The sequence below is a fragment of the Janthinobacterium woesei genome, assembly GCF_051380875.1.
Taxonomy (GTDB): Bacteria; Pseudomonadota; Gammaproteobacteria; order Burkholderiales; family Burkholderiaceae_D; genus Janthinobacterium.
Map to the genome: position 1 here is coordinate 103901 of NZ_JBNYXW010000001.1, position 24662 is coordinate 128562.

At 60.5% G+C, this 24662-nt stretch carries 12 protein-coding genes and 1 riboswitch; of the genes, 8 read left to right on the top strand and 4 right to left on the bottom strand.

Translation table 11 applies throughout. The annotated features are described in order from the left end of the window. Nucleotides 1-32 precede the first annotated feature (32 nt). From ACQ4W6_RS00480 to ACQ4W6_RS00490, 3 genes are all read left to right on the top strand, one after another. A complete protein-coding gene (locus tag ACQ4W6_RS00480) occupies nucleotides 33-767 on the top strand; it encodes an enoyl-CoA hydratase/isomerase family protein (RefSeq protein WP_436565241.1) in 735 nt (244 codons plus the stop codon). A gap of 73 nt (nucleotides 768-840) precedes the next feature. Then, nucleotides 841-1875 carry an NAD(P)H-dependent flavin oxidoreductase gene (locus ACQ4W6_RS00485; protein WP_436565242.1) on the top strand — a complete coding sequence of 345 codons (1035 nt, stop codon included), beginning with the start codon at nucleotides 841-843 and terminating at the stop codon, nucleotides 1873-1875. A gap of 44 nt (nucleotides 1876-1919) precedes the next feature. After that, on the top strand, nucleotides 1920-3269 hold the full coding sequence (locus ACQ4W6_RS00490; RefSeq protein ID WP_436565243.1) for an MFS transporter: 1350 nt from the start codon (nucleotides 1920-1922) through the stop codon (nucleotides 3267-3269). A gap of 64 nt (nucleotides 3270-3333) precedes the next feature. On the opposite strand, the gene ACQ4W6_RS00495 is transcribed toward ACQ4W6_RS00490, so the two are convergent. The 3 genes from ACQ4W6_RS00495 to ACQ4W6_RS00505 form a co-directional block, all read right to left on the bottom strand. Continuing rightward, nucleotides 3334-4467 carry a porin gene (locus ACQ4W6_RS00495; protein WP_436565244.1) on the bottom strand — a complete coding sequence of 378 codons (1134 nt, stop codon included), beginning with the start codon at nucleotides 4465-4467 and terminating at the stop codon, nucleotides 3334-3336. 357 nt (nucleotides 4468-4824) lie between these two features. After that, nucleotides 4825-5718 (bottom strand): LysR family transcriptional regulator, encoded by an 894-nt coding sequence (locus ACQ4W6_RS00500; RefSeq protein ID WP_436565245.1) that lies wholly within the window; start codon nucleotides 5716-5718, stop codon nucleotides 4825-4827. 199 nt (nucleotides 5719-5917) lie between these two features. Continuing rightward, nucleotides 5918-6415: an Lrp/AsnC family transcriptional regulator gene (locus ACQ4W6_RS00505; RefSeq protein ID WP_436565246.1), complete on the bottom strand. Its 498-nt coding sequence runs from the start codon at nucleotides 6413-6415 to the stop codon at nucleotides 5918-5920. 156 nt (nucleotides 6416-6571) lie between these two features. Between ACQ4W6_RS00505 and ACQ4W6_RS00510 the strand changes: the two genes are divergently transcribed. Further along, a complete protein-coding gene (locus ACQ4W6_RS00510; protein ID WP_436565247.1) occupies nucleotides 6572-8614 on the top strand; it encodes an aminotransferase class V-fold PLP-dependent enzyme in 2043 nt (680 codons plus the stop codon). A gap of 344 nt (nucleotides 8615-8958) precedes the next feature. Continuing rightward, nucleotides 8959-17652, top strand: a complete 8694-nt coding sequence (locus tag ACQ4W6_RS00515) for a GH36-type glycosyl hydrolase domain-containing protein (protein WP_436565248.1) — start codon at nucleotides 8959-8961, stop codon at nucleotides 17650-17652. 1 nt (nucleotide 17653) lies between these two features. Here ACQ4W6_RS00515 and ACQ4W6_RS00520 read toward each other — a convergent pair whose 3' ends face one another. After that, complete coding sequence (locus tag ACQ4W6_RS00520) at nucleotides 17654-18229, bottom strand: TMEM165/GDT1 family protein (protein ID WP_436565249.1); 576 nt, start codon at nucleotides 18227-18229, stop codon at nucleotides 17654-17656. Between the two features lie 21 nt (nucleotides 18230-18250). Then, nucleotides 18251-18420: riboswitch (yybP-ykoY riboswitch) on the bottom strand. Nucleotides 18421-18563: 143 nt separating this feature from the next. Between ACQ4W6_RS00520 and ACQ4W6_RS00525 the strand changes: the two genes are divergently transcribed. The 3 genes from ACQ4W6_RS00525 to ACQ4W6_RS00535 all read left to right on the top strand — a co-directional run bounded on the left by ACQ4W6_RS00525 (nucleotide 18564) and on the right by ACQ4W6_RS00535 (nucleotide 24624). Then, nucleotides 18564-20978 (top strand): M1 family metallopeptidase, encoded by a 2415-nt coding sequence (locus tag ACQ4W6_RS00525; RefSeq protein ID WP_436565462.1) that lies wholly within the window; start codon nucleotides 18564-18566, stop codon nucleotides 20976-20978. Between the two features lie 118 nt (nucleotides 20979-21096). Further along, nucleotides 21097-22956, top strand: coding sequence for a M1 family metallopeptidase (locus tag ACQ4W6_RS00530; protein ID WP_436565250.1), 1860 nt, complete (start codon nucleotides 21097-21099; stop codon nucleotides 22954-22956). Between the two features lie 21 nt (nucleotides 22957-22977). After that, nucleotides 22978-24624, top strand: coding sequence for a serine hydrolase (locus ACQ4W6_RS00535; protein WP_436565251.1), 1647 nt, complete (start codon nucleotides 22978-22980; stop codon nucleotides 24622-24624). The last annotated feature ends 38 nt before the right edge of the window (nucleotides 24625-24662 follow it).

The following is a 24662-nucleotide window of genomic DNA, read 5'->3' on the forward strand; positions in this document are numbered from 1 at the left end:
CAATACGCATATAAAAAATAAATGGAGGTGACATGAGTAGTATTCAAACTGAAGTCGACGGCAAGATATTCATCATTACGCTTAACCGTCCCGATGCCCGCAATGCCTGGGATCAGAGCATGGTCGACGGCATGCGCCAGGCATGGCTTGATTTCGCGCAATCGAGCGCCCTGGTGTGCGTTGTCAGGGGCAATGGGCCATGCTTTTCTGCCGGTGTGGATTTCAAGAATCCCCCCGATTCTGATAATGGCGCGATGCCTAACACCCTGGTGCCATGCAATAAACCGATCATCGTGGCAACCGAAGGCGCGAGCATGGGCATGGCGTGCTCGTTCGTATTGATGTGCGACATCGTCATCGCAGGAAGTACGGCTTCGTACGCCTATCTCGAAGCACGCGTGGGCCTGTATGGCGGGCTCATGGCGGGATTCCCGGGACGCTTCCTGTATCGGCCAGGACTGCAATGGATGTTGACCGGCGACACCATGTCTGCGGCGCGGGCTTACGAGATCGGCATGGTCAACGAAGTTGTGCCGGAGGGAGACGCGTTTAAGCGTGCAATGGAAATTGCCACGCGAATTGCGCAAAACGCACCACTGGTAATCCAGTCCATGAAATCCATCGCCATGCAAACCCTGCCCAAAGGGCCAGTCGAGGCCAACTTTTTGCAGTTGGAGGCGCTGAGTAAAATCTGGAACAGTGAAGATCGCAGCGAAGGTCTTGATGCCCTGCGCGAACGACGCAGCGCCCAATTCCAGGGCAAATAAGCGCGCCACCCGCATCCACGCAAGCTAGTAACTGAACGCAACCCTTTCATCAATCTCTACTTTAATCAAAATCATGAGCCACTTGCCAAAAACTTTACAAGGCCTCAAGCTGCCTGTCATTTGTTCCCCCCTCTTTATTGTGAGCAATCCATCGCTGGTCATCGCCCAATGCAAAGCGGGCGTGATCGGTACCATGCCCTCGCTCAATGCGCGCCCATCATCGAAGCTGCAAGAGTGGTTGCACGAAATAACAGAAGCCCTCGCCGCGCATGATAAAGAGCACCCAGAGTCGCCCGCCGCACCGTTTGGCATTAACCTCATCGTTCACAAGACCAATGAGCGACACGAGCATGATCTTGAAGTCATTACGAAATATAAAGTCCCTTTCGTCATTACTTCCCTGGGAGCGCGCCCCGAGGTCAATGACGCCGTGCACTCCTACGGCGGCATCGTGATGCACGATGTGATCAACAACGCTTTTGCGCATAAAGCCATTGAGAAGGGCGCTGATGGTCTGATCGCCGTCGCAGCAGGCGCCGGTGGCCACGCAGGCACCAAGAGCCCATTTGCCTTGATCCAGGAAATTCGCCAATGGTTTGATGGTCCTTTGGCCTTGAGCGGTTCCATCGCGACGGGCTCTTCCATCCTGGCAGCCCAGGCCCTGGGCGCCGACTTTGCCTATATCGGTTCGGCCTTTATTGCCACCGAAGAAGCGCTTGCCAAAGACACCTACAAAGACGCCATCGTCGATTGCAACTCCGATGACATCGTGTACACCAATATGTTTACTGGTGTACATGGCAATTACCTGAAACCTTCCATTATCAATGCCGGCCTGGACCCGGATAATTTGCCGGTCAGCGACGCCAGCAAGATGAATCTCAAGCAAGAAGGCCTGGAGAGTAAATGGCAGTCCGTGCAGACCGCCAGCGCATCGGCTCCCGCTGCTGCAGCGGTGGTTAAAAATACCGAAGCCAAGGCATGGAGAGATGTGTGGGGTTGCGGGCAGGGCATCGGCGCCATTTCTAAAATATCAAGCACTGCCGAGTTTGTAGAGCAGCTTTCCAAGGAATATATGGAAGCGAAGTCGCGTATCTGCTCACTGTAAATTCTACAATCATCCGCAAAATAAAATAACGACCGGAGACAACAATGAATAGTGCAATGCCACGATACAGGCCAGCCAGAGCGTGGTCGATTACTTTTTTTCTCTTCATCTTCATGATGGTGAATTACATCGATAAGGTCGCTCTGGGCCTGGTGGCAGCGCCTATCATGAGCGAGTTCAATCTGACGCCGACAGAATTTGGACTGCTCGCCAGTAGCTTTTATTGGCTTTTCCCTATCGCCTGCGTTGCGGGCGGTTTTTTGGCGAACAAATATCGGGCAAAGAGCCTGCTGCTAATCATGGCTTTGATGTGGTCGCTTGCGCAATTGCCCATCATTTTTGCGGGATCCATGGTATCCATCATGCTCGCGCGAATTTTGCTCGGTATCGGTGAGGGTCCGGCATCGTCCATCAGCACGCACGCCATTTTCAAATGGTTCCCCAATGAACGGAGAAATTTGCCGCAAACGGTGATGTTGATGGGCGCGACGTGTGGCTTGATGGTTGCCAGCATCGCTATTCCGCAGATTGCAGCCAAATGGGGCTGGCGCACGTGCTTTGAGGTGCTCGGTGTCATAGGCCTGGTATGGGCGGCATTATGGTGGTGGCTGGGCGCCGAAGGAAATCTCGATTCGGCTGCACCGGCCAATAATGTGGCACCTGCCGTAGAAAGAAAAATTCCCTACCGGACACTGCTGTGCAATCCCACGGTAATGAGCACGATGATGCTGTTTTTTGTCGCGGACTGGATGGTCGTGCTGGCAACGACATGGCTGCCTTTGTATCTGCAGAAAGGCCTGGGGTTCGATGCAGTGGCTGGCGGCAAGCTTTTTGCGCTGGTGGTGGCCGTCAGCATTCCCATCAATCTGCTGGTGTCGTTCATATCGCAGCGCATGTTGACTTCAGGCCTGAGTTCAAGAAAAGCGCGCGGCGCGGTGGCCAGTATCGCCACTGTCGTGGCTGGATTGCTGTTGATAGCCCTGGTTGCCATGCCAGTGTCTGCCATGCAAAAAGTCTATTTGCTGGCGGCGGCGGTTGGATTGGCTATCAGTGTCTTCACCCTGGCAATAGGTATCATTGGCGAGGTCGTTCCCGTATCTCAACGAGGCGCCATGCTGTCCATTTCAAACGCGGTTGCCACCGTAGGCACTTTCCCTGCGCCCGTCATTACAGGCTGGCTGATACAGTCATCGACCGGAGTATCGTCCAGTCACGGCTATGAAATGGGTTTCCTGGTTGCCGCCGTGTTGATGCTGATAGGCGCATTTGTCGGCTACAAATGGATTGATCCAGAAAAAGCCAGAAAAGCCCTGGCAAGTTGGAACGGTGTACCGGTGCGTGAAGCGAAATCGTCTGTTGCAGGTGGCGGCGCCCTTGCAAAGGATGCGCCGTAAGGCAGGAAACCGCCGTGTCTTGATAAAGTGCGCCGTGTCGACATCACGGCGCACTGCATGTCGATCAGAAGGAGTGCAAGATGCCCAGTGCCAGACCCCGCGGGCTTGCGCCCAGTGCACCCGGTGCCACGATAGGGTCGCTGGCCAGCAGCGCAAAAGCGGCGTTGGTATCGTTTTTCACATAGCCTATCGTCGTGTAAACACTGGTACGCTTGCTCATGGAATACTTGTAGCCCAAGCCATACGAGGTGCCATTGCGATCCGCTTTCGCCGACGCTTGACGCAGTTTTTGTACCATCGCATACAGCTTGCTTGCACCCATCGTATAGGAAGCGCCCAGCCATATATCGCGGCCGTCCGAATGGGGAACCGGTTGCGTTATTTTCAGATATCCCGCCGAGAGCGAAAATACGTTGGTAGAGTATCTGGCGCCAAATATGGTGTCTTTGCGCGTACCATTTCCAGTAAATGCGCCGTTTGCCACCATCGGCATCTTGAGTTGCTGGTGGGCGCCGGAAACGAGGATTGGGCCTGATTTATATTCGCCACCGATAGCGAGCATGTCGTTAGCGTTTTTTGGCGCCCGTCCCTGAGCACCATTGCTTTCCGATCCGGCGCTGTACATGAAACGGCCTTTGAAGCCGCCGAACGTTGGCGTCGTGTAGAAAACGCTGTTGCTGGCGCGGCCAAAGCGTTCGATACCGGTGCCCGACAGCACGCCGGCTGCCTGCAGATTCCCATACATGCCCATTTCCATGGGGTCTAGCGTTGCAGCAGTCCAGAACAGCGGCGTATAGTCGCGGCCCAGCAATACGGTTCCGAAGTCCCCGCTGAGGCCGACGTGTGCGCGTCGGTTGAAACCAGTACTGGCGCCACCACCGGGCGCTGCCGGAGTGGCACTGGAAGGATCGGGGTAAGATTTCATTGCACCAATGTCCATATCCACGCCCATTTCAAGGACGAACAGCGCCCGCAAACCGTTCCCCAAGTCTTCTGATCCGGAGAATCCAAGGCGGCTGCCGTAGACGTAGCCTGAGCCGACACGGCTTACCTTGTCTCCCTTGTTGCCATTGCTGTCAATGCTGACACCCAGATCGGCGACACCATAGACGGTGACGCCGGACTGCGCCAGGGCAGGGCTAGAGACCGCGCACATGCCGGCCACGATTGCAGTAATTTTTTTATATGTATTCAACATCGTCTCTCTATAAAATATTATTATCTTGGGGATTTTTCGCAGGTTTTCGCGGCGTTATGCGGTGTTGGCTTGTGTCGCATATCCGCTAACGTTTGTCGTGCTTGATTGACTATAGAGACGAGCTTATTCACAGTCCAATGCGTGGATTCGCTTTATTCATGCGCAGTAGTGATGAGTCGGCGAGGCATGTGCTGACTGGCAATATGCAGCCTGGCAATCATCTGGCATCTGAAGATGTGGGCAGGTGGAAGGTGGGTTTTACGTTGGCGGTTGAACCCGCAAACGAGCTGCGAAACCCAGTCGTTGGAGGCCAACGACGGTTCAAGCTGTTGTATTTGTGGTCGATACCACGGTTGGTCACGCAGGGGAGTGGCGGGCCTTAACCAAATTGACCAAGGCGCGAACGATAGGCGAGGTAGTGGTCTTTTTCCAGATAAAGTTGTTATCCAGCACTAGCCCCAGGTCGCTGATGTCAACTTGCGTCACACCTGCGGGAAATAATTGGGCCTGCGCGTTCGGATGTATGCCGATAGCTTCACCACTGACAATCGTGCGTATTTGCATGTCAGAAAAGTGAGGTTCCTTGACCACCTGGCCTAGCAAGTCCTCGCGCTCCAGGATGATGTCGAGTGGTCCACGCACTATCGGCCAGGTTTTGCCGTTCATGAGAACCAGGGGAGCCCCTTTCAAGTCCGCTAATGTAATGTGCTTGTGTTTTGCAAGAGGATGTTCTGACGGCACCAGTGCCCGATACGGAATTTGCTCGATTTTGATAACGCCAAGAGTATCAAGGTCGACAAAGCCGCCGCCGCAAAATCCTGCTTCAAGGTCACCATTCTTGACGTGAAAAATCACATCTTGCGTCGTAATTGACTCAATTCTGATATTGACTTTGGGGTAGCGGTTGACGAATTCTTCGCCGATTCCTTGCCATTCGCCGTAGCGCGAGGTTCCGCTGACGCCGATCTGCAGGGAACCATGCAATTGCTCGTCTTCAGCCGCAATGGCGGTCAAGCCCGCTTGATACATGGCAACAGCAGCACTCCAATGCTGGGCCAGTAGCAGGCCCTCACGGGTTGGCCGAACAAAGCGTGTAGTTCGTTCAAAAAGCCGTTGATTTACCTGATCCTCGATGTGTTTTATTTTTCTCGATAGTCCCGACTGCGTCAGAAACAGCTTTTCCGCAGCGGAATTGAAATTGCATTGCTCAACGAGTTCGAGAAATGCGTAAATGTCGCGGATTGTAATCATGCTAACTCGCTGGGGAATTTGTCATTTCCCGATAGATGTTGTGAATTCAAGTCGTCTCCAAGATTCAATTTTTTAGGCGCTGCATTCATTACGGCATTTCCTCTTGCCCCATCTTCAACATCGCGATTTCTGTAGTCGCCGTCTCTCTTTGCTTTTATATACCCGCCCGGGATACTCGCCCTTGCACCCACAAGATTACTCATGCAGGCAAGCCATGCGCGATCAATTCCAGCGGCAACTCGGTGCTGTACTTGATCTCTTCCATGGAAAAGGCGGACGACACGCCCGTCAGCTGCACGGCCTTGATGAGCTTTTTGTAGAAGGTGTCATAGCCCTTGATGTCGGTGGTGACCACTTTCAGCAGGTAGTCGATGTCGCCGCTCATGCGGTGAAATTCCTGCACTTCCGGAAAGACGATGACGGCGGCGGCAAAGCGGCGCAGCCATTTTTCATCGTGCTGGCCCGTGCGTACGCTGACAAACACGGTCACGGGCAAGCCTACTTTTTGGCGGTTGACGATGGCCACGCGGCTTTCGATATAGCCTTCTTCTTCCAGCCGCTTGAGCCTTTTCCAGCACGGCGTGCTGGACAAGCCTATTTTTTCGCTGAGGGCGGCGATCGACAGGGTGCCATCGGCTTGCAGGGCGGCCAGGATGGCGCAGTCGAATTTGTCGAGCGAAGTGTTTGGTGAATTCATATTACATTTTTTAATTCTGTAGTATAGGTGTGCTAGATATTACCGCGTTTGCAGTGTCTTTTGGCATATCTTCACGGACGCCTGCCGCTAGACTATATGCATACCCGAGCCGCACCTGCGACGCCCCTTGTTTTCTCGCCTTTATAGACTGCCATCATGAAAGAAATCTACCTCGACAGCAATGCCACTACCTGCGTGCTGCCCGCCGCTGTTGCCGCCGCCAAACAAGCGATGGAGCAAGGTTACGGTAATCCCAGCAGTACTCATGCCACGGGGCTGCAGGCCAAGGCCATGATGGATGGCGTACGCCAGCGCGCCAGCCGCCTGCTGGGCGTGGGCGACGGGCGCCTGATGTTCAACAGTGGCGCTACCGAAGGTATCCAGACGGCCGTGCTGTCGGCCCTGTGTGCGCTGCGCGAGCGGCGCGATGCGGGCAAGCGCATCGGCAGCCTGCTGCTGTATGGCGCGACCGAGCACAAGGCGGTGCCGGAAAGCCTGGCGCACTGGAACCGTCTGTTGGGTCTGAACCTGGAAGTGCGTAAACTCCCCGTCGATGCACAGGGGCGCCACGACTTGCAGGCCTTGGGGGCGCTGATCGGCGATACGGCCATGCTGTGCACGATGGCGGCCAACAATGAAACGGGCGTCATCAGCGACCTGTCCGCCATCGAGCAACTGCTGCAGGAGCGCGATGCCGATGCTTACTGGATGGTCGATTGCGTGCAGGCGTTGGGCAAGCTGCAGCTGCATCTGGCCGCCACGCGCATCGATTACGCGCCGTTTTCGGGCCACAAGCTGTACGCTCCCAAGGGTATCGGCATGCTGTACGTGCGCGCCGGTGCGCCATTGACACCGTTGATGATGGGTGGCGGCCAGGAAGCGGGCTTGCGCTCGGGGACGGAAAACATGGCCGGTATCGCCGCCCTGGGCGCCGTGCTGGCCGCCCTGGAAGATGGATCGACCTTCCGCAGCCACGCTGAACTGGCCGCTTTCCGCGCGCGCCTGGTGGCCAGCCTGGAGCACGCCTTTCCCGGCATCGTCTTCAACATGCCATTCGACCTGTCGCTGCCCACGACGCTCAATTTCTCCGTGCCGGGCCTGTCCTCGAAAGAGCTGCTGGACTTGTTCGACGCGGCGCGCGTGCGCGTCAGCTCGGGCAGCGCCTGCTCCGCTGCCAAGGCCCTGCCCAGCTATGTGCTCGAAGCCATGCACGTGCCGCAGTGGCGCGCCAGCTCGGCTATCCGCCTGTCGTTCGGCCCCCTGATCGACGCGGCAACGATAGCGGCTGCCTGCGCGCGCATCGAACGCTGCGGCGAGGCCTTGCGCAGCAGTTGCCTGCTGCCCTCGGCGTTAACGCCATCGCCACATGACGGCCTGATACATGACGGCTTGATACAGCTGTGCGTCGATGGCCAGTGCAGCTGGCTGCTGAGCGACGCCGCCAGCGCCAGTTGCGTCGTCATCGATCCCGTTGCCGCCCTGGTGCCGCGCCTGGCCGCCTTCATCCGTTGCCAGCACCTCACCTTGCGTGCCATCGTACATACAGCGTCCCCAGGCGACAATGGCGCGGCGCGCCTGGCGCTGCTGCAGGAACTGGCGATCGAGCAGGTGGGCGACCTTGCTGCCGGCGGCGAACTGGCCATGGGCCAGCAACGCCTGCGCCGCGTCGCTTGCGGCGCGACCCACGTGTACCTGCTAGAGCAGCGTTTTGCCTTCATCGGTACCCTTGCGCCGCAGGCCATCGCTCCTTTGCTCGATGCTGGGCTGGTGACGCCAGACACCGTGCTGTGCGCAGCGTGTGATGACAGCAGCGTTTGCAGCACCGTGCGCGCCGCGCAGGCGGACGTGACGCCCGCCGGCGAGTTGCAGCTCGATGCGGCCGGCTTGCCCGCCTTCTTGCACCAGCATCCGGACGCCATCCTGGTCGACGTGCGCGAGGCGTATGAACATGCGGCCTGCGCCGGTACGGTATTCGAGGGCTGCGAAGTGCACAGTGTGCCGCTGAACCGCCTGGCAGGACAAGTCAGCGAGTGGCTGCAGCAACCGCAGCGTCCGCTGGTCTTCTTCTGCCGCAGCGGCAATCGCAGCGCGCGTGCCGCCGCCTGCCTGCGCCGCCTCGGTCATGTTGCGGCGTGGCAACTCAACGGCGGCATGGCGATGGCGGAAGCGACGCACTGCCCGCTGGCTATCGCGGCCTGAGGTCGCCTGAAGTTTCCTATTTGAAATCTTGCACCGTGCCATCATTGGCACGGTGCCGGTGATTCATTTCTTTCATTCATTTCCTTTTGGCATTTTTCTCCCGGTCACCTCGTTGATTTCTTGGCCTATACGCCGCAAAAGCTCCGGCTATGTACGCTAGCGCACGGTCTTGCGCTCCCAGCGCCCCTACGATGAAGTTCAGAAAATCTCCCTATACCCTGAGATTCGTCGCAACGCTCCGGCGCTTCGCTTTCCGTCTTCGCCAGTGTCCGATCTATTTTCTGCTGACTGGGCCGACGTGACGCTGGCCGCTGGCTGCCTGCGCGCACCTAGCGAGGCCCAAGTTGAAAGAATACACAGCAGTTGTCACGCAGCAGATCAAGGAACAGATTTCCAAATTAAAAGAAATCTTCCGCGACCATTCCCTGGTACCAGACACGTTTGACGCCGCGCGCGACGACGCCTTGCCCCTGCGTTCGGAATTGTTCAGCGCCATGCAGATGGCCGCCCACGGCAAGCATGTGGCTGCTGGTCATGCGGTGGGACGGCATCACGGCCGCGACCGCCTGCTGGCGCGCCTGGCCGATAACGCGGCCCTGATCACGGCCACCGTCAATGAATTGACGGCCACCGTCAAGAGCGGGCGCCAGGTCACGCCCGCCTCGGAATGGCTGCTCGATAATTTCTACCTGATCGAGGAACAGATCCGCACCACGCGGCGCCACCTGCCGAAGAACTACAGCAAGGAACTGCCGCGCCTGACATTGTGCGTCGATGCGGGCTGCCCGCGCGTGTATAAAATTGCGCTGGAAATCATCTCGCATGGCGATGGCCGCGTCGACCTGGAAAACCTGTGCCACTTCGTCGAGGCTTACCAGGATCTCGCCACACTCACGCTCGGCGAATTGTGGGCCGTGCCCATCATGCTGCGCCTGGCCTTGATCGAAAACCTGCGCCGCGTGGCCGTGCGCGTGGCCGACAACCGCATGCAGCGCGACCTGGCCAATACCTGGGCTGATCAGATGATGGAGATCGCCGAGCGCAATCCCAGCGGCTTGATCCTGCTGGTGGCCGACATGGCGCGCTCGAATCCGCCCATCACCAGCGCCTTCGTGGCGGAATTATCGCGCCGCCTGCAGGGGCAAAGTTCGTCGCTGACCCTCGCCTTGTCGTGGCTGACGCACAAGCTGGCCGAATCGGGCCTGACCATCGAGCAGCAGATCCAGGCCGAGATCGGGCAGCAGGCGGCTGACCAGGTGTCGATCGCCAACAGCATCGGCAGCCTGCGTTTTCTCGGCACCATGGACTGGCAGGAATTCGTCGAGACCATGAGCGTGGTCGAGCAAACCTTGCGCCTCGACCCGGCCGGCACCTATGGCTTGATGGATTTCGCCACGCGCGACAGCTACCGCCATGCCATTGAGCGTATCGCCAAGCGCAGTGGGCACACTGAAGTGAACGTGGCCGAGATGGTGGTGCAGCTGGCGCACACGCATGGCAACGGCAATGATGCACGGCGCGGCCACATCGGCTTCTATCTGGTTGGACGCGGCGTGCTGGTGCTGGAAAAGCAGGCCGGTGCGAAGCTGCCCTTCGTCGAGGCGCTGCAGCAGACGGCGCGCGCCGCACCGCTGGCCGTGTATCTGGGCGCGATATGTTTCCTGACCCTGGCAACGAGCGCACTGCTGCTGGAGCGCGCCGTGCGTCATGGCGTGCAGGGCTGGCCGCTGGCGGCGCTGGGCGTGCTGGCGCTCTTGGGCAGCAGCCAGCTGGCCGTCGCCGTGGTGAACTGGCTGGCGACCCTGATGACCTCGCCGCACCCGCTGCCGCGCATGGATTACCTAGCCGGCATTCCATCGGACGCGCGCGGCATCGTGGTGGTGCCGACCCTGATCTACAGCCAGGAGAACGTGGCGGCCCTGTGCGAAGCGCTGGAAGTACGCTACCTGGCCAACCGCGACCCGAATCTGCGTTTTTGCCTGTTGACCGACTTTGTCGATGCAAGCGCGCAAACCCTGCCCGGCGACGATGCCTTGCTGCGCCAGGCGCAGGACACCATCCGCGGCCTGAATGACAAGTACTGCGTGGAGGGTGCCGAGTTCAAGGGCAATGGCGAACCGGCCGAACGCGACGCGCTGGCCCATGTGGGTCCGTTCCTGCTGCTGCACCGTCCACGCCTGTGGAATTCGCAGCAGAATGCGTGGATGGGGCAAGAGCGCAAGCGGGGTAAATTGTCCGACCTGCACGCCTTTTTGCGCGGTGGTGCGCGCGACAAATTCTCGCTGGTAGAAGGCGAATTGCGCGGCCTGCGCACGGTCAAATATGTGATCACGCTCGACACGGATACCCAGCTGCCGCGCGACGCGGCGCGCGAATTCATCGCCACCATGATGCACCCGTTGAACCGGCCCGTGCTGGACGCGGCCGGCACGCGCGTGGTGGCAGGCTATGGCATCTTGCAGCCGCGCGTGGCCGTGGCGCTACCCAGCGCGAATGCGTCGCGCTACGAATTGCTGTGCGGCGGCGAGCCGGGCATCGATCCCTATACGCGCACCGTATCGGACCTGTACCAGGATGTGTTTTATGAAGGTTCGTTCATCGGCAAGGGTATCTATGACCTGGACATGTTCGAGCGCGTGCTGGGGCAGCGCCTGCCCGATAATAAAATCCTCAGCCACGATTTGCTCGAAGGCTGCTATTTGCGCGCGGGCTTGCTCAGCGACTCGCAATTGTATGAGGAGTATCCGGCCCGCTATGACGCCGACGTGAGCCGGCGCCAGCGCTGGATACGCGGCGACTGGCAACTGATCGGCTGGCTGCTGGGCCGCGTGCCGGGGCGCGCCGGCAAGCGCGAACGCAATCCTTTGTCGATGCTGTCGCGCTGGAAGCTGTTCGATAACCTGCGCCGCAGCGTCGTGGCGCCCGCCACGACGCTTTCCCTGCTGCTGGTGTGGGGCTTCCTGCCTAACGTGGCATTCTGGAGCGCGGCGGTGCTGGCCATCATCTTCCTGCCGCCTGTGTTCTCGGCGCTGTACGATTTGTTGCGCAAGCCGCGCGACACCCTGTGGCGCCAGCATCTGGCCGCCTTCGAGCGGCGCTGCGGCGTGCAGTTTTCGCATGCCATGCTGACCCTCGTCTTCCTGCCATACGAAGCCTGGATCAGCCTGGACGCCATCGTGCGCACCCTGTGGCGCCTGGCCGTCTCGCACAAGCATTTACTCGACTGGCGCGCCTCGAACCTGCACACGTCTTCCGGTTCGCAGGCGGACAGCTGGTGCGCCATGTGGTGCTCGCCGGCGCTGGCGCTGGCCACCTTTGGTGCCTTGCTGTACTGGCGCCCCGAAGCCTTGCCGGCAGCGGCCGTTGTGCTGTTGCTGTGGCTTGCCGCCCCCGCCATCGCCTGGTGGATCAGCCGTCCCATCGAACGGGCCGTGGCGCGCCTGTCGGCCGAGCAGGGCCGCTTTCTGCATGGCGTGGCGCGCAAGACCTGGGCTTATTTCGATACCTTCGTCGGCCCCGATGATCATTGGCTGCCGCCAGATAACATGCAGGAGCATCCGAACCGGGTGGTGGCGCACCGTACCTCGCCGACGAATATCGGCCTGGCGCTGCTGTCCAACCTGACGGCTTATGATTTCGGCTATATCACCGTGGGCCAATTGATCGAGCGCAGCCGCGCCACACTGCATAGCATGGGTGAACTGGAACGCTTCCAGGGCCATTTCTATAACTGGTATGACACGCAGACCCTGAAGGCGCTGCAGCCGATGTATATCTCGACGGTCGACAGCGGCAACCTGGCCGGCCATCTGCTGACCTTGCAGCCCGGCCTGGTGGAGCTGTATGACGCACCCATCATCGGCGCGCAAGTGGTGCAGGGCATCCGCACGACGGCGCAGGTGCTGCAGGAATTCACTGCAGCCGAAGGCGTAGGCAAGGCCATGCGCGACAGCTTGATCTTGTTGCAGGAGCCGGCGGCGCCCGCCAGCCTGGCCGAATGGCATGCCTACCTGAATGCCGCGAATGGCGCAGCCGACGCGTTGCTGTCGCTGACCTTGCAAAGCGAGGACGGCGAACTGTCCATGTGGAGTGGCGCACTGGCGCGCCAGTGCCGCGCGGCGCTGGCAGAATTGCTGCAACTGGCGCCATGGGCGGCGCAGTTGGGCATCGATGCGGCGTTGCTGCGCGTGCCGACCCTGCGTGAGCTGGCCAACCTGGAAGCGGAGGGGGGCAGCGCTCCCGAGCTGGCAGCGCTGCTGGCGCAAGGCCGCGAACAGGCTGGCCGCCTCATGCGCGATATAGCCCGCGCGGCAGGCCAGGCGCGCGATTTCGCGCAGATCGAATACGCGTTCCTGTATAACCCGTCGACCAAGCTTCTGGCCATTGGCTACAACGTCAGCGAGCGGCGCCTGGACCCCAGCTATTACGACTTGCTGGCCTCCGAAGTGCGCCTGGCCAGCTTCATCGCCATCGCCCAGGGCCAGCTGCCGCAAGAGCACTGGTTTGCGCTGGGCCGCCAGCTGTGCATGGTGGCCGGCCAGCCCGTGCTGCTGTCGTGGAGCGGCTCGATGTTCGAGTACTTGATGCCGCTGCTGGTGATGCCGAATTACCCGAACACCCTGCTCGACCAGACTTACCACTCCGTGATCGAGGCGCAGATTGATTATGGCCGCCAGCGCGATGTGCCGTGGGGGATTTCCGAGTCCGGCTACTACACCGTCGACGCCAGCCTGAATTACCAGTACCGCGCCTTTGGCGTACCAGGACTGGGCATGAAGCGGGGTCTGGCCGACGACTTGGTGGTGGCGCCGTATGCCAGCATGATGGGCCTGATGGTGCAGCCGGAAGCATCGTGCCAGAATCTGCAGCGCATGCAGGCTGCCGGCTACATGGGTCGCTATGGCTTCTTCGAGGCCGTCGATTTCACCTCCGCGCGCCTGCCGCGCGGCCAGAGCAGCGCCGTGATCCGTTCGTTCATGGTGCACCATCAGGGCATGGGTTTCCTGGCCCTCAGCTACCTGCTGCACGATCGCCCCATGCAGCGCCGTTTCGAGTCCGATCCGCTGCTGCAATCGGCCTTGCTGGTGCTGCAGGAACGCATGCCGCAGGCGGGCGCCTTTTACTCGAACACGGCCGAACTGGCGGTGCTGCGCAGCGGCGCGCCCGAGCAGGCCATGCCGATGCGCATCCTCACGCAGGCCAACAGCGCTGTGCCCGAAACGCAGTTGCTGTCGAATGGCCGCTATCACGTCATGGTGAGCAATGCCGGCGGCAGCTACAGCCGCTGGAAAGATCTGTCCGTGACGCGCTGGCGTGAAGACAGCACGCGCGACAACTGGGGTAATTTCTGCTATCTGCGCGACCTCGACGACGGCGCAGTCTGGTCTACCATGTACCAGCCGACTCTGGCCGAGCCAAAGAACTACGAGGTGATCTTTTCCGAGGGACGGGCGGAATTTCGCCGCGCCGACCATGGCCTGGATCTATACACCGAAATCGTCGTCTCGCCGGAAGACGATATTGAGATTCGCCGCACGCGCATCAGCAATAATTCGAACCGCCAGCGGCGCATCGAGATCACCAGCTATGCCGAAGTGGTGATGGCGCCGGCGGCGGCCGATGCCGCCCATCCGGCGTTCAGCAAACTGTTCGTGCAGACGGAAATCCTGGCGCATGAAAATGCGATTCTGTGCACGCGCCGGCCCCGCTCGAAAGACGAGCCGATGCCGTGGCTGCTGCATGTGATGACGGTGCACGATATCGAGCACTATGCCGTCTCGTTCGAGACGGACCGTGCGCGCTTCATCGGCCGCGGTAATACGGCGCAGTTGCCGCAAGCGCTGCAGGAAAGCGGTCCGCTGAGCGGCGGCCAGGGTTCCGTGCTGGACCCCATCGTGGCCATCCGCTATGTCATCACGTTGGCACCTGACCAGGCAGTGACGGTGGACAGTGTCACCGGCATGGTCGAACAGCGCGAGGCAGCGCTGCACCTGATCGATAAATACCAGGATCGCCACCTGTCCGACCGGGTGTTCGAGCTGGCCTGGACGCATAGCCAGGTGGTGCTGCGCCAGTTGAACGCCAGCGAAGCGGACGCGCAGCTGTATGCGCGCCTGGCCAATGCGGTGATCTATCCGAATGCCGCGCTGCGCGCCGAGGCCAGCATCCTGATCAAGAACCAGCGCGGCCAGTCCGGTCTATGGGCGTATGCCATTTCGGGCGACTTGCCCATCGTGTTGCTGCAGATACGCGATGTGGCCAATATCGAACTGGCGTGCCAGATGGTGCAGGCGCACGCCTACTGGCGCCTGAAAGGACTGGTGGTCGATCTGGTGATCTGGTACGAAGAGCAGGCGGGCTACCGTCAACTGCTGCACGACCAGATCATGGGGCTGATTGCCTCGGGCATCGATGCGCAGGCGATCGACCGCCCGGGCGGCATCTTCCTTCGCCTGGCCGAACAGATCGCCAACGAAGACCGCATCTTGCTGCAATCGGTGGCGCGCGCCATCATCAGCGACTTGCGCGGCACCCTGGCCGAACAGGTCAAGCGACCGCCCAGCCCAGTACTGCGTATGCCGCCATTGCTGCAGGATCCTGCACGCGAACATGGTGGCGTGCCGCACCGCGCCGCGCCGCGCGAACTGATCCTGGAAAATGACCTGGGCGGCTTTACTCCCGATGGCCGCGAATATGTGATCACCACCAGCGAGGATAAAAAGACACCGGCGCCATGGTCGAATGTGCTGGCCAATGCGCAATTCGGCACGGTGCTCTCCGAGGGTGGCCAGGCGTATACCTGGAGTGAAAATGCGCATGAGTTCCGCCTCACGCCATGGCAGAACGATCCTGTTTCCGACTTGTCCGGCGAAGCGTTTTATGTGCGCGACGAGCACAGTGGCCAGTTCTGGTCTCCCTCGGCCCTGCCGGCGCGCGGCAGCGGCGATTATGTGACGCGCCACGGTTTCGGCTACAGTATTTTCGAGCATAGCGAAGGAGGCATCGCCACCGAATTGTGCACCTATGTGGCATTGGATGCGGCCGTCAAATACTCCGTGATCAAGGTGCGCAACGACAGCGGCGTGCCGCGCCGCCTGTCCGTCACCGGTTATGTGGAATGGGTGCTGGCCGACCTGCGCGCGAAGTCCGGCATGCATGTGGCCACCGAGGTCGATACGATCAGCGGCGCCCTATTTGCACGCAACAACTACAACACGGAGTTTTCGGGCAGGGTCGGTTTCTTCAATACCGACGCCAGCATCCGTTCCATCACCTGCGACCGCAATGAATTCATCGGCCGCAACGGCAGCCTTGCGCAGCCAGCGGCCATGCGCCGCGTGCGCCTGTCCGGCAAGGCTGGCACAGGTCTCGATCCGTGCGCGGCGATCCAGGTGCCGTTCGAGCTGCAGCCGGGGCAGGAGCGCGAAATCGTCTTCATCCTCGGCGTGGGTGGGCGCCGGAATGCCGATGCCAGCACCATGGTGCAGCGCCATGCGGGCAAGGAAGCGGCCCGCAGTACCCTGGAATCAGTACGCGCGCATTGGGAGACGACCCTGGGCGCCGTGCGCATCGAGACGCCCGATCCGTCGCTGGACGTGATCGCCAATGGCTGGCTGATGTACCAGACCATCGCCTGCCGCCTGTGGGCGCGCAGTGGCTATTACCAGTCGGGCGGCGCCTATGGTTTTCGCGACCAGCTGCAAGACGCGATGGCCATGATCCACACGGCGCCGCAGCTGCTGCGTGGTCACTTGCTGCTGTGCGCGGCGCACCAGTTTGTCGAAGGCGACGTGCAGCACTGGTGGCATCCGCCGTCGGACCGGGGCGTGCGTACGCACTGTTCCGACGATTATCTGTGGCTGCCGCTGGCCGCCTGCCGCTACGTGATCGCCACGGGCGACGTCAACGTGCTGTCGGAAGTGGTGTCCTTCATCGAGGGGCGCGCCGTCAAGCCGGAAGAGGATTCCTATTATGATTTGCCCGTGCGCTCGGGCGAATCGGCCGACCTGTACGAGCACTGTGTGCGCGCCATCCGCCATGGCTTGCGCCTGGGCGTGCATGGCTTGCCTTTGATGGGTTCCTGCGACTGGAATGACGGCATGGACAAGGTGGGCGAACACGGCAAGGGCGAGAGCGTGTGGCTGGCCTTCTTCCTGTACGAAGTGCTGCAGCGCTTTGCCGAGGTGGCCGTGCTGCGCGGCGATGCAGCATTTGCCCAGTTCTGTCGCGACGAAGCCGTCAAACTGGCGGCCAATGTCGAGGAACATGCGTGGGATGGTGAATGGTATCGGCGCGCATATTTCGACGATGGCACGCCGCTTGGGTCGCACACCAACGAAGAATGCCAGATCGATTCGATTTCGCAAAGCTGGGGCGTGCTGTCGGGCGCTGCCAACAAGGACAGAGTCGCCGGTGCCATGCGCCAGGTCGATGCGCGCCTGGTGCGGCGCGATTCGGGCGTGATCCAGTTGCTCGATCCGCCGTTCGACAAGTCCGATCTGAACCCCGGCTATATCCGTGGCTATGTTCCGGGCGTGCGCGAGAACGGCGGCCAGTACACGCATGCGGCCATCTGGACGGCGATGGCATTTGCGCGCATGGGCGATGGGGAAAAGGCGTGGGAGTTGCTGCGCATGATCAACCCTGTGCGTCATGGCTTTGACGCACAGGCGGTGGCGCGCTACAAGGTCGAACCTTACGTGGTGACGGCCGACGTGTATGCCGTTGCGCCGCACGTGGGGCGTGGCGGCTGGAGCTGGTACACGGGTTCGTCGGGCTGGCTGTACCGGCTGATCCTTGAATCCCTGCTGGGGGTGACGCGCGAAGCGAACGTGTTGCGCCTAGCGCCCTGCATGCCGGACGAATGGGACAGCTTCAAGCTGCATTACCGCTTCGGTGCCAGCAGCTATGCAATCACGGTCGAGAAGGCGCAGGGACGACCTGCCGGCCTCTCGCTTGACGGCGTGGCGGTCGACGGCGACAGCATCGCCTTGCGCGACGAGAACCGCGAGTATGCGGTTCTATTGCGGGTGGCGTGACCTACAAGCCGAGTGCGGCGCCGGCACCGAGCAGGGTAGCGATGCCCAACACGGCAAATACCAGCGCCGCGATGCCGTGCACCAGGCGCAGCGACACGCGGTTGGCGATCCTGTCGCCCAGGTACACGGCCGGCACGTTGGCCAGCATCATGCCGAAGGTGGTGCCCAGCACGACGGAAACTATGTCGTGGTAGCGCGCTGCCAGCGCCACCGTGGCCACCTGCGTCTTGTCGCCCATTTCCGCCATGAAGAAGGCGATCAGGGTGGTCAGGAAGACGCCATATTTGGCCAGCTTGGTCTCGTCTTCATCGAGCTTGTCGGGGATCAGGGTCCAGGCGGCCATCGCCAGGAAGGATACGCCCAGCACCCAGCGCAGCACGTTGGGTCCCAGCATGCTGGTGATCCAGGCGCCGACGGCAGCGGCAAACGCGTGATTGGCGATGGTGGCGACGAAGATCGCCAGCACGATGGGCAGGGGTTTGCGGAATTTGGCGGCCAGCAAAAAAGCCAGGAGTTGGGTTTTGTCGCCGATTTCAGCGAGACCGACGATGCCGGTGGAGATGAGGAATGCTTCCATGAGATTGCAAGAGGTACGTGGGCCGGACGAATTAACCAATGATCCACGGGCGACTCCGGCCCATGCGGCCGCCCTGGATCAATGGTCTCGTCAAGTTCTGCAACCACCTGCACCATGGCCTGCGGGCCAATCATGTTGATACAGGTTCCTGCGGCAGGACCGCAGGACGACTACTCCCCAATGTTCGAGGTGCATCATACGCCAATGGCCCTTGCCACGCCAGTGCCAGGACGGCGTAGTGATGTTTGATGTGGGGCGCGGACAACAGTGATCGTTTTGCAAACAGGCTGGACTTAGAATGGCCTATCTTCCCCACTTCCAGATGGAATGCGCCATGCGTTTGCCGGTCACCCTACACGTGCTTGCCCTGTGTTTTACGCTGTTGTCCAGTGCGTCCTGCCTGTCTGCCGGGGCCGCGCCGTTTGAAGATAAATTCCGCCAGCTGGAAGAATTGCTGCCCACGCCGAATGCTTACCGCACCGCCTCTGGCGCACCGGGTCACGCCTACTGGCAGCAGCGCGCCGACTACGTGATACGCGCCAGGCTGGACGAGGCGCGCCGCGAGATTAGCGCCAGCGAGCAAATCACGTATCACAACCGCTCGCCCGACAGCCTGGCGTATTTGTGGCTGCAGCTGGACCAGAATGGCTTGCGCAAGGACGCTGACCAGCGCCGCGTATTGAGTGCGCCGTCGCGCCAGGCCTGGCTCAGTGGCAATGAGGACGAGGCGCTGAAGTTCGAGGATTTCCGTGCCATCCATGAGGGCCGTGAGTTCGATGGCGGCTTCAATCTCACCAGCGTCAAATCGGCCAATGGCAAGCCGCTGCATTACGTGGTCAACCAGACCATGCTGCGCATCGATTTGCCGGTGGCGCTGGCGCCGGGCCAGAGCATCACCTTTGGCATCGACTGGTCGTATAAAATCAATGACCAGAAGGTGCTGGTCGAGCGCTCCGGCTACGAGTACTTTGAAGACGACAAGAACACCATCTTCCAGGTGGCGCAGTGGTTCCCCCGCATGGCTGCCTACTACGACGCCGTCGGCTGGCAGCACAAGCAGTTCCTCGGTTCGGGTGAATTCACGCTGGAATTTGGCGACTACGAAATGTACCTGACAGTGCCGTTTGATCACGTGGTGGCCGCCACGGGCGAGCTGCAGAATGCGTCTGACGTGTTGAGCGCAGCGCAGCGCGAGCGCCTGGCCAAGGCGAGAAACAGCAACACGCCGCTGCTGGTGATCACGCCCGAGGAAGCGCTGGCGGCCGAAAAGAGCCAGACGACGGCGACCAAGACCTGGCACTTCAAGGCGGCCAATGTGCGTGACGTGGCGTGGGCGTCAAGCCGCAAATTCATCTGGGATGCGCAGGGCCTCGACAGCGGCGGCAAGCGCGTGATGGCCATGTCCTACTACCCGAAAGAGGGCAATCCGTTGTGGCAGCAGTACAGCACGCGCGCCGTCGTGCACGCCATCGAGCAGTACAACAAGTACAGCTTCGACTATCCGTATCCGAATGCGATCTCCGTGAATGGCGCCGTGGGCGGCATGGAATATCCGATGATTTCGTTCAATGGCGGACGCCCCGTGAAAGACAAGAAGACGGGCGAGATCACGTATTCGAAGACGACAAAATATGATTTGATCAGCGTGATCATCCATGAAGTGGGGCACAATTATTTTCCCATGATCGTCAACTCGGACGAGCGCCAGTGGACGTGGATGGACGAAGGCTTGAATTCGTTTTTGCAGTACCTGGCCGAGCAGGCATGGGAAGAACATTTCCCGTCCTGGAATGGCGAGCCGCGCAAGATCGTCGACTATATGCGCAGCCAGAACCAGGTGCCCATCATGACCAACTCCGAGTCGCTGCTGCAGTTCACGGCGAACGCCTATGACAAGCCGGCCACGGCCCTCAACATCCTGCGCGAGACCATCCTGGGACGCGAACTGTTCGATTTCGCCTTCAAGCAGTATGCGCTGCGCTGGAAGTTCAAGCGGCCCACCCCGGCCGATTTCTTTCGCACCATGGAAGACGCTTCCGGCACGGACCTGGACTGGTTCTGGCGTGGCTGGTTTTATACCACCGATGCAGTCGACATCAGCATCGACGGCATCAGTGAATATGGCGTCAGCACGAAGAATCCGGAGATCGAGAAAGCGTGGAAAAAGGCGCAGAAGGCAGCCCAGCCCATCTCGATTTCGGACCAGCGCAATCAGCTGCTGCCAAAGAAAGTCGATACGGATCCCACGCTGAAGGATTTCTACAATCAGCACGATGAATTCACGGCCACCAACAAGGACCGCAACAGCTATGTGGAAGAGCAGGAAACGCTGGAACCGTGGGAGAGAAAACTGCTGGAACAGCGTGCGCAGGGCAAGCATCTTTACCTAGTCGATTTGTCGAATATAGGCGGCCTGGTGATGCCGTTGATCCTGGAGATCGAACTGAAAAGCGGCAAGAAGATCATCGAGCGCGTGCCGGCCGAAGTGTGGCGCTATTCGCCGAAAAAAATCAGCAAAGTCATCATCACCGACGAGCCGATGGTGGGCCTGGTGCAGGACCCGTACTGGGAGACGGCCGACATCGACACCAGCAACAACGCATGGCCGAGAAAAATCGCGCCGTCGCGCCTGGAACTGTTCAAGCAGGACCGCGACAAGAACAACCTGATGAAGGATTTTAATACGCCGTTGAAGGCGCCCGAGACAAAGCCGGAGGCCAAGGCCGTGGCCCGGCCAGAGACGAAATAGAGAAACAGCGCCGGCCAGTCCGGCGCTTTTTCCGCCAGGCCTGTGCCGGAAGTGCTATTCTGCGCGACGCCCCGGCGCACACGGACCGGGGCTTTCGCAAATCATTCAAAAGACGACCATGCAAACTATGACCTACCTGCGCGCGCTGGGCTGTGCGCTACTCTGCCAGGTAACCCTGGCTGCGCACGCCGATCCCCTCAGCTACGCACGCTACGACCAGGTGCGCACGCGCGACCTGCAGCTGGACCTGAAAGCCGATTTCAATCAAAAGACCTTGAGCGGCTACGCCGAGCTGTCCTTGAACTGGATCGATCCGGCGGCGCGCACCCTGGTGCTCGATACGCGTGATCTGGCGATCGCCAAGGTGCAGGTGCAGGACAAGCGCGGTGCATGGCAGTTGGCGCCGTACCAGCTGGACAAGGCCGACCCGGAAAAGGGCCAGGCGCTGCGCATCACCACCACGGGCCAGCCTGAAAAAGTGCGCGTCTACTATCACACTGCGCCTAACGCCATCGCGCTGCAGTGGCTCACGCCGCAGCAAACCATGTCCGGCAAGCTGCCCTTCATGTTCAGTCAATCGCAAAGCATCAACGCCCGCTCGTGGGTACCGTCGCAAGATACGCCTGCCGTGCGTTTCACCTACAGCGCGCGCATCGATGCGCCAGCGGGCATGCGCGTCGTGATGAGTGCCGAAAATGATGAAAAGGCGACGGGCAAGGGCGGCTGGAAATTCAAGATGCCGCAGCCGATTCCCTCGTATCTGCTGGCGATTGCCATCGGCGAACTGGAAGTGCGCACACTCGGCCCCCGTTCGGCTGTGTATGCCGAGCCGCCGCGCATCAAGGCCGCCGAATATGAGCTGGCGGATACAGAAAAGATGATCCAGGCAGCCGAAGCGTTGTATGGTCCGTATGGATGGGGGCGTTACGACATGATCGTGCTGCCACCATCGTTCCCTTACGGCGGCATGGAAAATCCGCGCCTGACCTTCCTCACGCCGACCATGATCGCGGGCGACCGCAGCCTGGTCGACCTGATTGCGCATGAACTGGCCCACTCGTGGTCGGGCAACCTGGTTACCAACGCCTCGTGGAAGCACATGTGGCTCAACGAAGGTTTTACTACCTACGTCACCACGCGCATCGTCGAGCAGTTGTATGGCAGTGAAGTGGCGCAGATGGGCGTGCAGGTCGACCAGGAAGAGCTGGCCGCCGCTATCCGCGAATTGCCTGCGGCGAAAACGGCGCTGATCACGCGCGATGCGGACACCAATCCGGCGCAAACCTATACCGACGACGGCATCATCTACCCGAAGGGCGCCTGGTTCCTGGCCACCATGGAGCAGCGCGCGGGGCGTGCCGTGTTTGATCCTTTCCTGCGCGGCTGGTTCGACCAGCACGCGTTCCAGAGCGTGACGACGGCGCAGTTCATCGACTACCTGCGCAAGAATCTGCTGGCGCAGCATCCGGACGTGATGCCGGAGGCGGAACTCAATGAATGGCTGTATGGCACGGGCGTGCCGGCCAGCGGACAGCGCGTCGTCTCGCCGCGCCTGGCGCTGCTCGATCAGCACCGGGACGCCTGGCTCAAGGGCGAGCTGGCCACCAGGGAACTGGGCATGGACAAGTGGATCGCCATCGAATCGATGCATTTTTTGAACGACATCAATGGCAAGGCTAGCGCGGCGCAATTGCGCGAGCTGGACCAGGTCTACGGTGTGGGCAAGAGCGGCAACAATGAAGTGGCCTACCGCTTCTACCTCGCTTCCGTGAACGCCGGTTACGACGTGCAGGCGCCGTTGCAGACATTCCTGATGAGCGTGGGCCGCCAGAAATTCGTCGTGCCGCTGTACAGCGCGCTGATGAAGACGCCACAAGGCCATGCCTGGGCCAAGGACGTGTATGCGAAGGCGCGCGAACGCTATCACCCGGTGACGCAGGAAAGCGTCGACAGGCTGATGGCCGCACAGGCACGTTAAACCCATACGCAAGGACTGACCATGCACACCAAGCAGCATATGAACCGCATCGCCACCGCCATCGTGCTGGCGTTTTCCAGCATCACCCTGCCGGCGCTGGCAGCCGATGCCGTACCAATCGTTGCCGCTGCGCCGGCGCCCGCGCCCGCCTTCGATCTTGACCGCGACGTCGCCAGCGCCCTGAAAATTTTCGATGTGCCGGGCATGGCGATTGCCATCGTCAAGGATGGCAAAGTCATCACCGCCAAGGGCTTTGGCGTGCGCAAACTAGGCGAACCGGCTGCGGTCGATGCGAAGACCCTGTTCGAAGTGGCATCCAACTCGAAGGGCTTCACAGCCGCCGCGCTGGCCATGCTGGTCGACGAGGGCAAGCTGGCCTGGGACGACCCGGTTACCAAACATTTGCCCGGCTTCCAGATGCACGATTCCTACGTGACGGGCGCGATGACCATCCGCGACCTGCTGACGCATCGCAGTGGCCTGGGCCTGGGCGCCGGTGACTTGCTGTGGTGGCCTACCACCACGTTTACGACCGACGAAATCATCGAGAAGCTACGCTACATCCGTCCGGCCACCAGTTTTCGCAACAGCTACGCCTACGATAACCTGTTGTACATCGTGGCTGGCAAGATCATCGCCGACAAGGCTGGCAAGAGCTGGGGCGAGGCCATGCACGAACGCATCCTGGCACCGCTTGGAATGACGGGCACCACTACCAGCCTGGCTGAAAACGCGGGCAATCCCGACGTCGCCAATGCGCACAGCAAGATCAACGGCAAGATCGCCGCCGTCAAATCCTTGCCCGTGCCGAACGCCGTGGGTGCTGTCGGCATCAACACGAATGCGGAAGATATCGCCAAGTGGATGATGGTGCTGCTCGATGGCGGCAAGATCGCCGGCGTGACAAACAAGGATGGCAAGGAAGCGCGCCTGTTCAGCGAAAAGCAGGCCCGCGAATTGTGGACGGCGCAAACGCCGATCAAGATCCCGGAGCCGAAACCGGCACTGGCGGCGACCAAGCCGAACTTCAGCGCCTACGGCCTGGGTTTCCAGTTGCGCGACTACAAGGGCATGAAAGTGGCCATGCATGGCGGCGCGCTGCAGGGCTTTTATTCGCGCGTGCTGATGGTGCCGGAAGCCAAACTGGGCGTGGCGATACTGACCAATGCTGAAAATGGCGGTTCGATGACGGCGCTGCAATGGCGCATCCTCGACCATTACCTGCAGGCGGCGCCGTCGGACTGGCTCGCGCTGGTGGCGAAACTGGAGCAAGACCAGCATGCCGAAGAAGTGAAAAAACAGGGCAAGGCATCGAGCGCGCGCGCCGCCAAATCGCAGCCTTCGCTACCGCTGGCATCGTACGATGGCGAGTACGAAGATGCCTGGTATGGCAAGGTCGTTATCCGCCCGGAGGGCAAGAAGCACATCCTCAGTTTTACGCGCACGCCGGACCTGACGGGCGAGCTGGAACACTGGCAGCACGACACCTTCATCGTGCGCTGGAAGGAGCGCAACTTCAACGCCGACGCCTATGTGACGTTCTCGCTCAATCCGGACGGTAGCATCGACCGTGTGAAGATGGTGCCCGTGTCGGCTGAGACGGATTTCAGCTACGACTTCCAGGACTTGAGTCTGGTGCCGGTGAAACCGCTCAAAGAAAAGAAGTAAAGCTGTCTGCAGCACATAGTCAGAGGCCACCGCGAGGT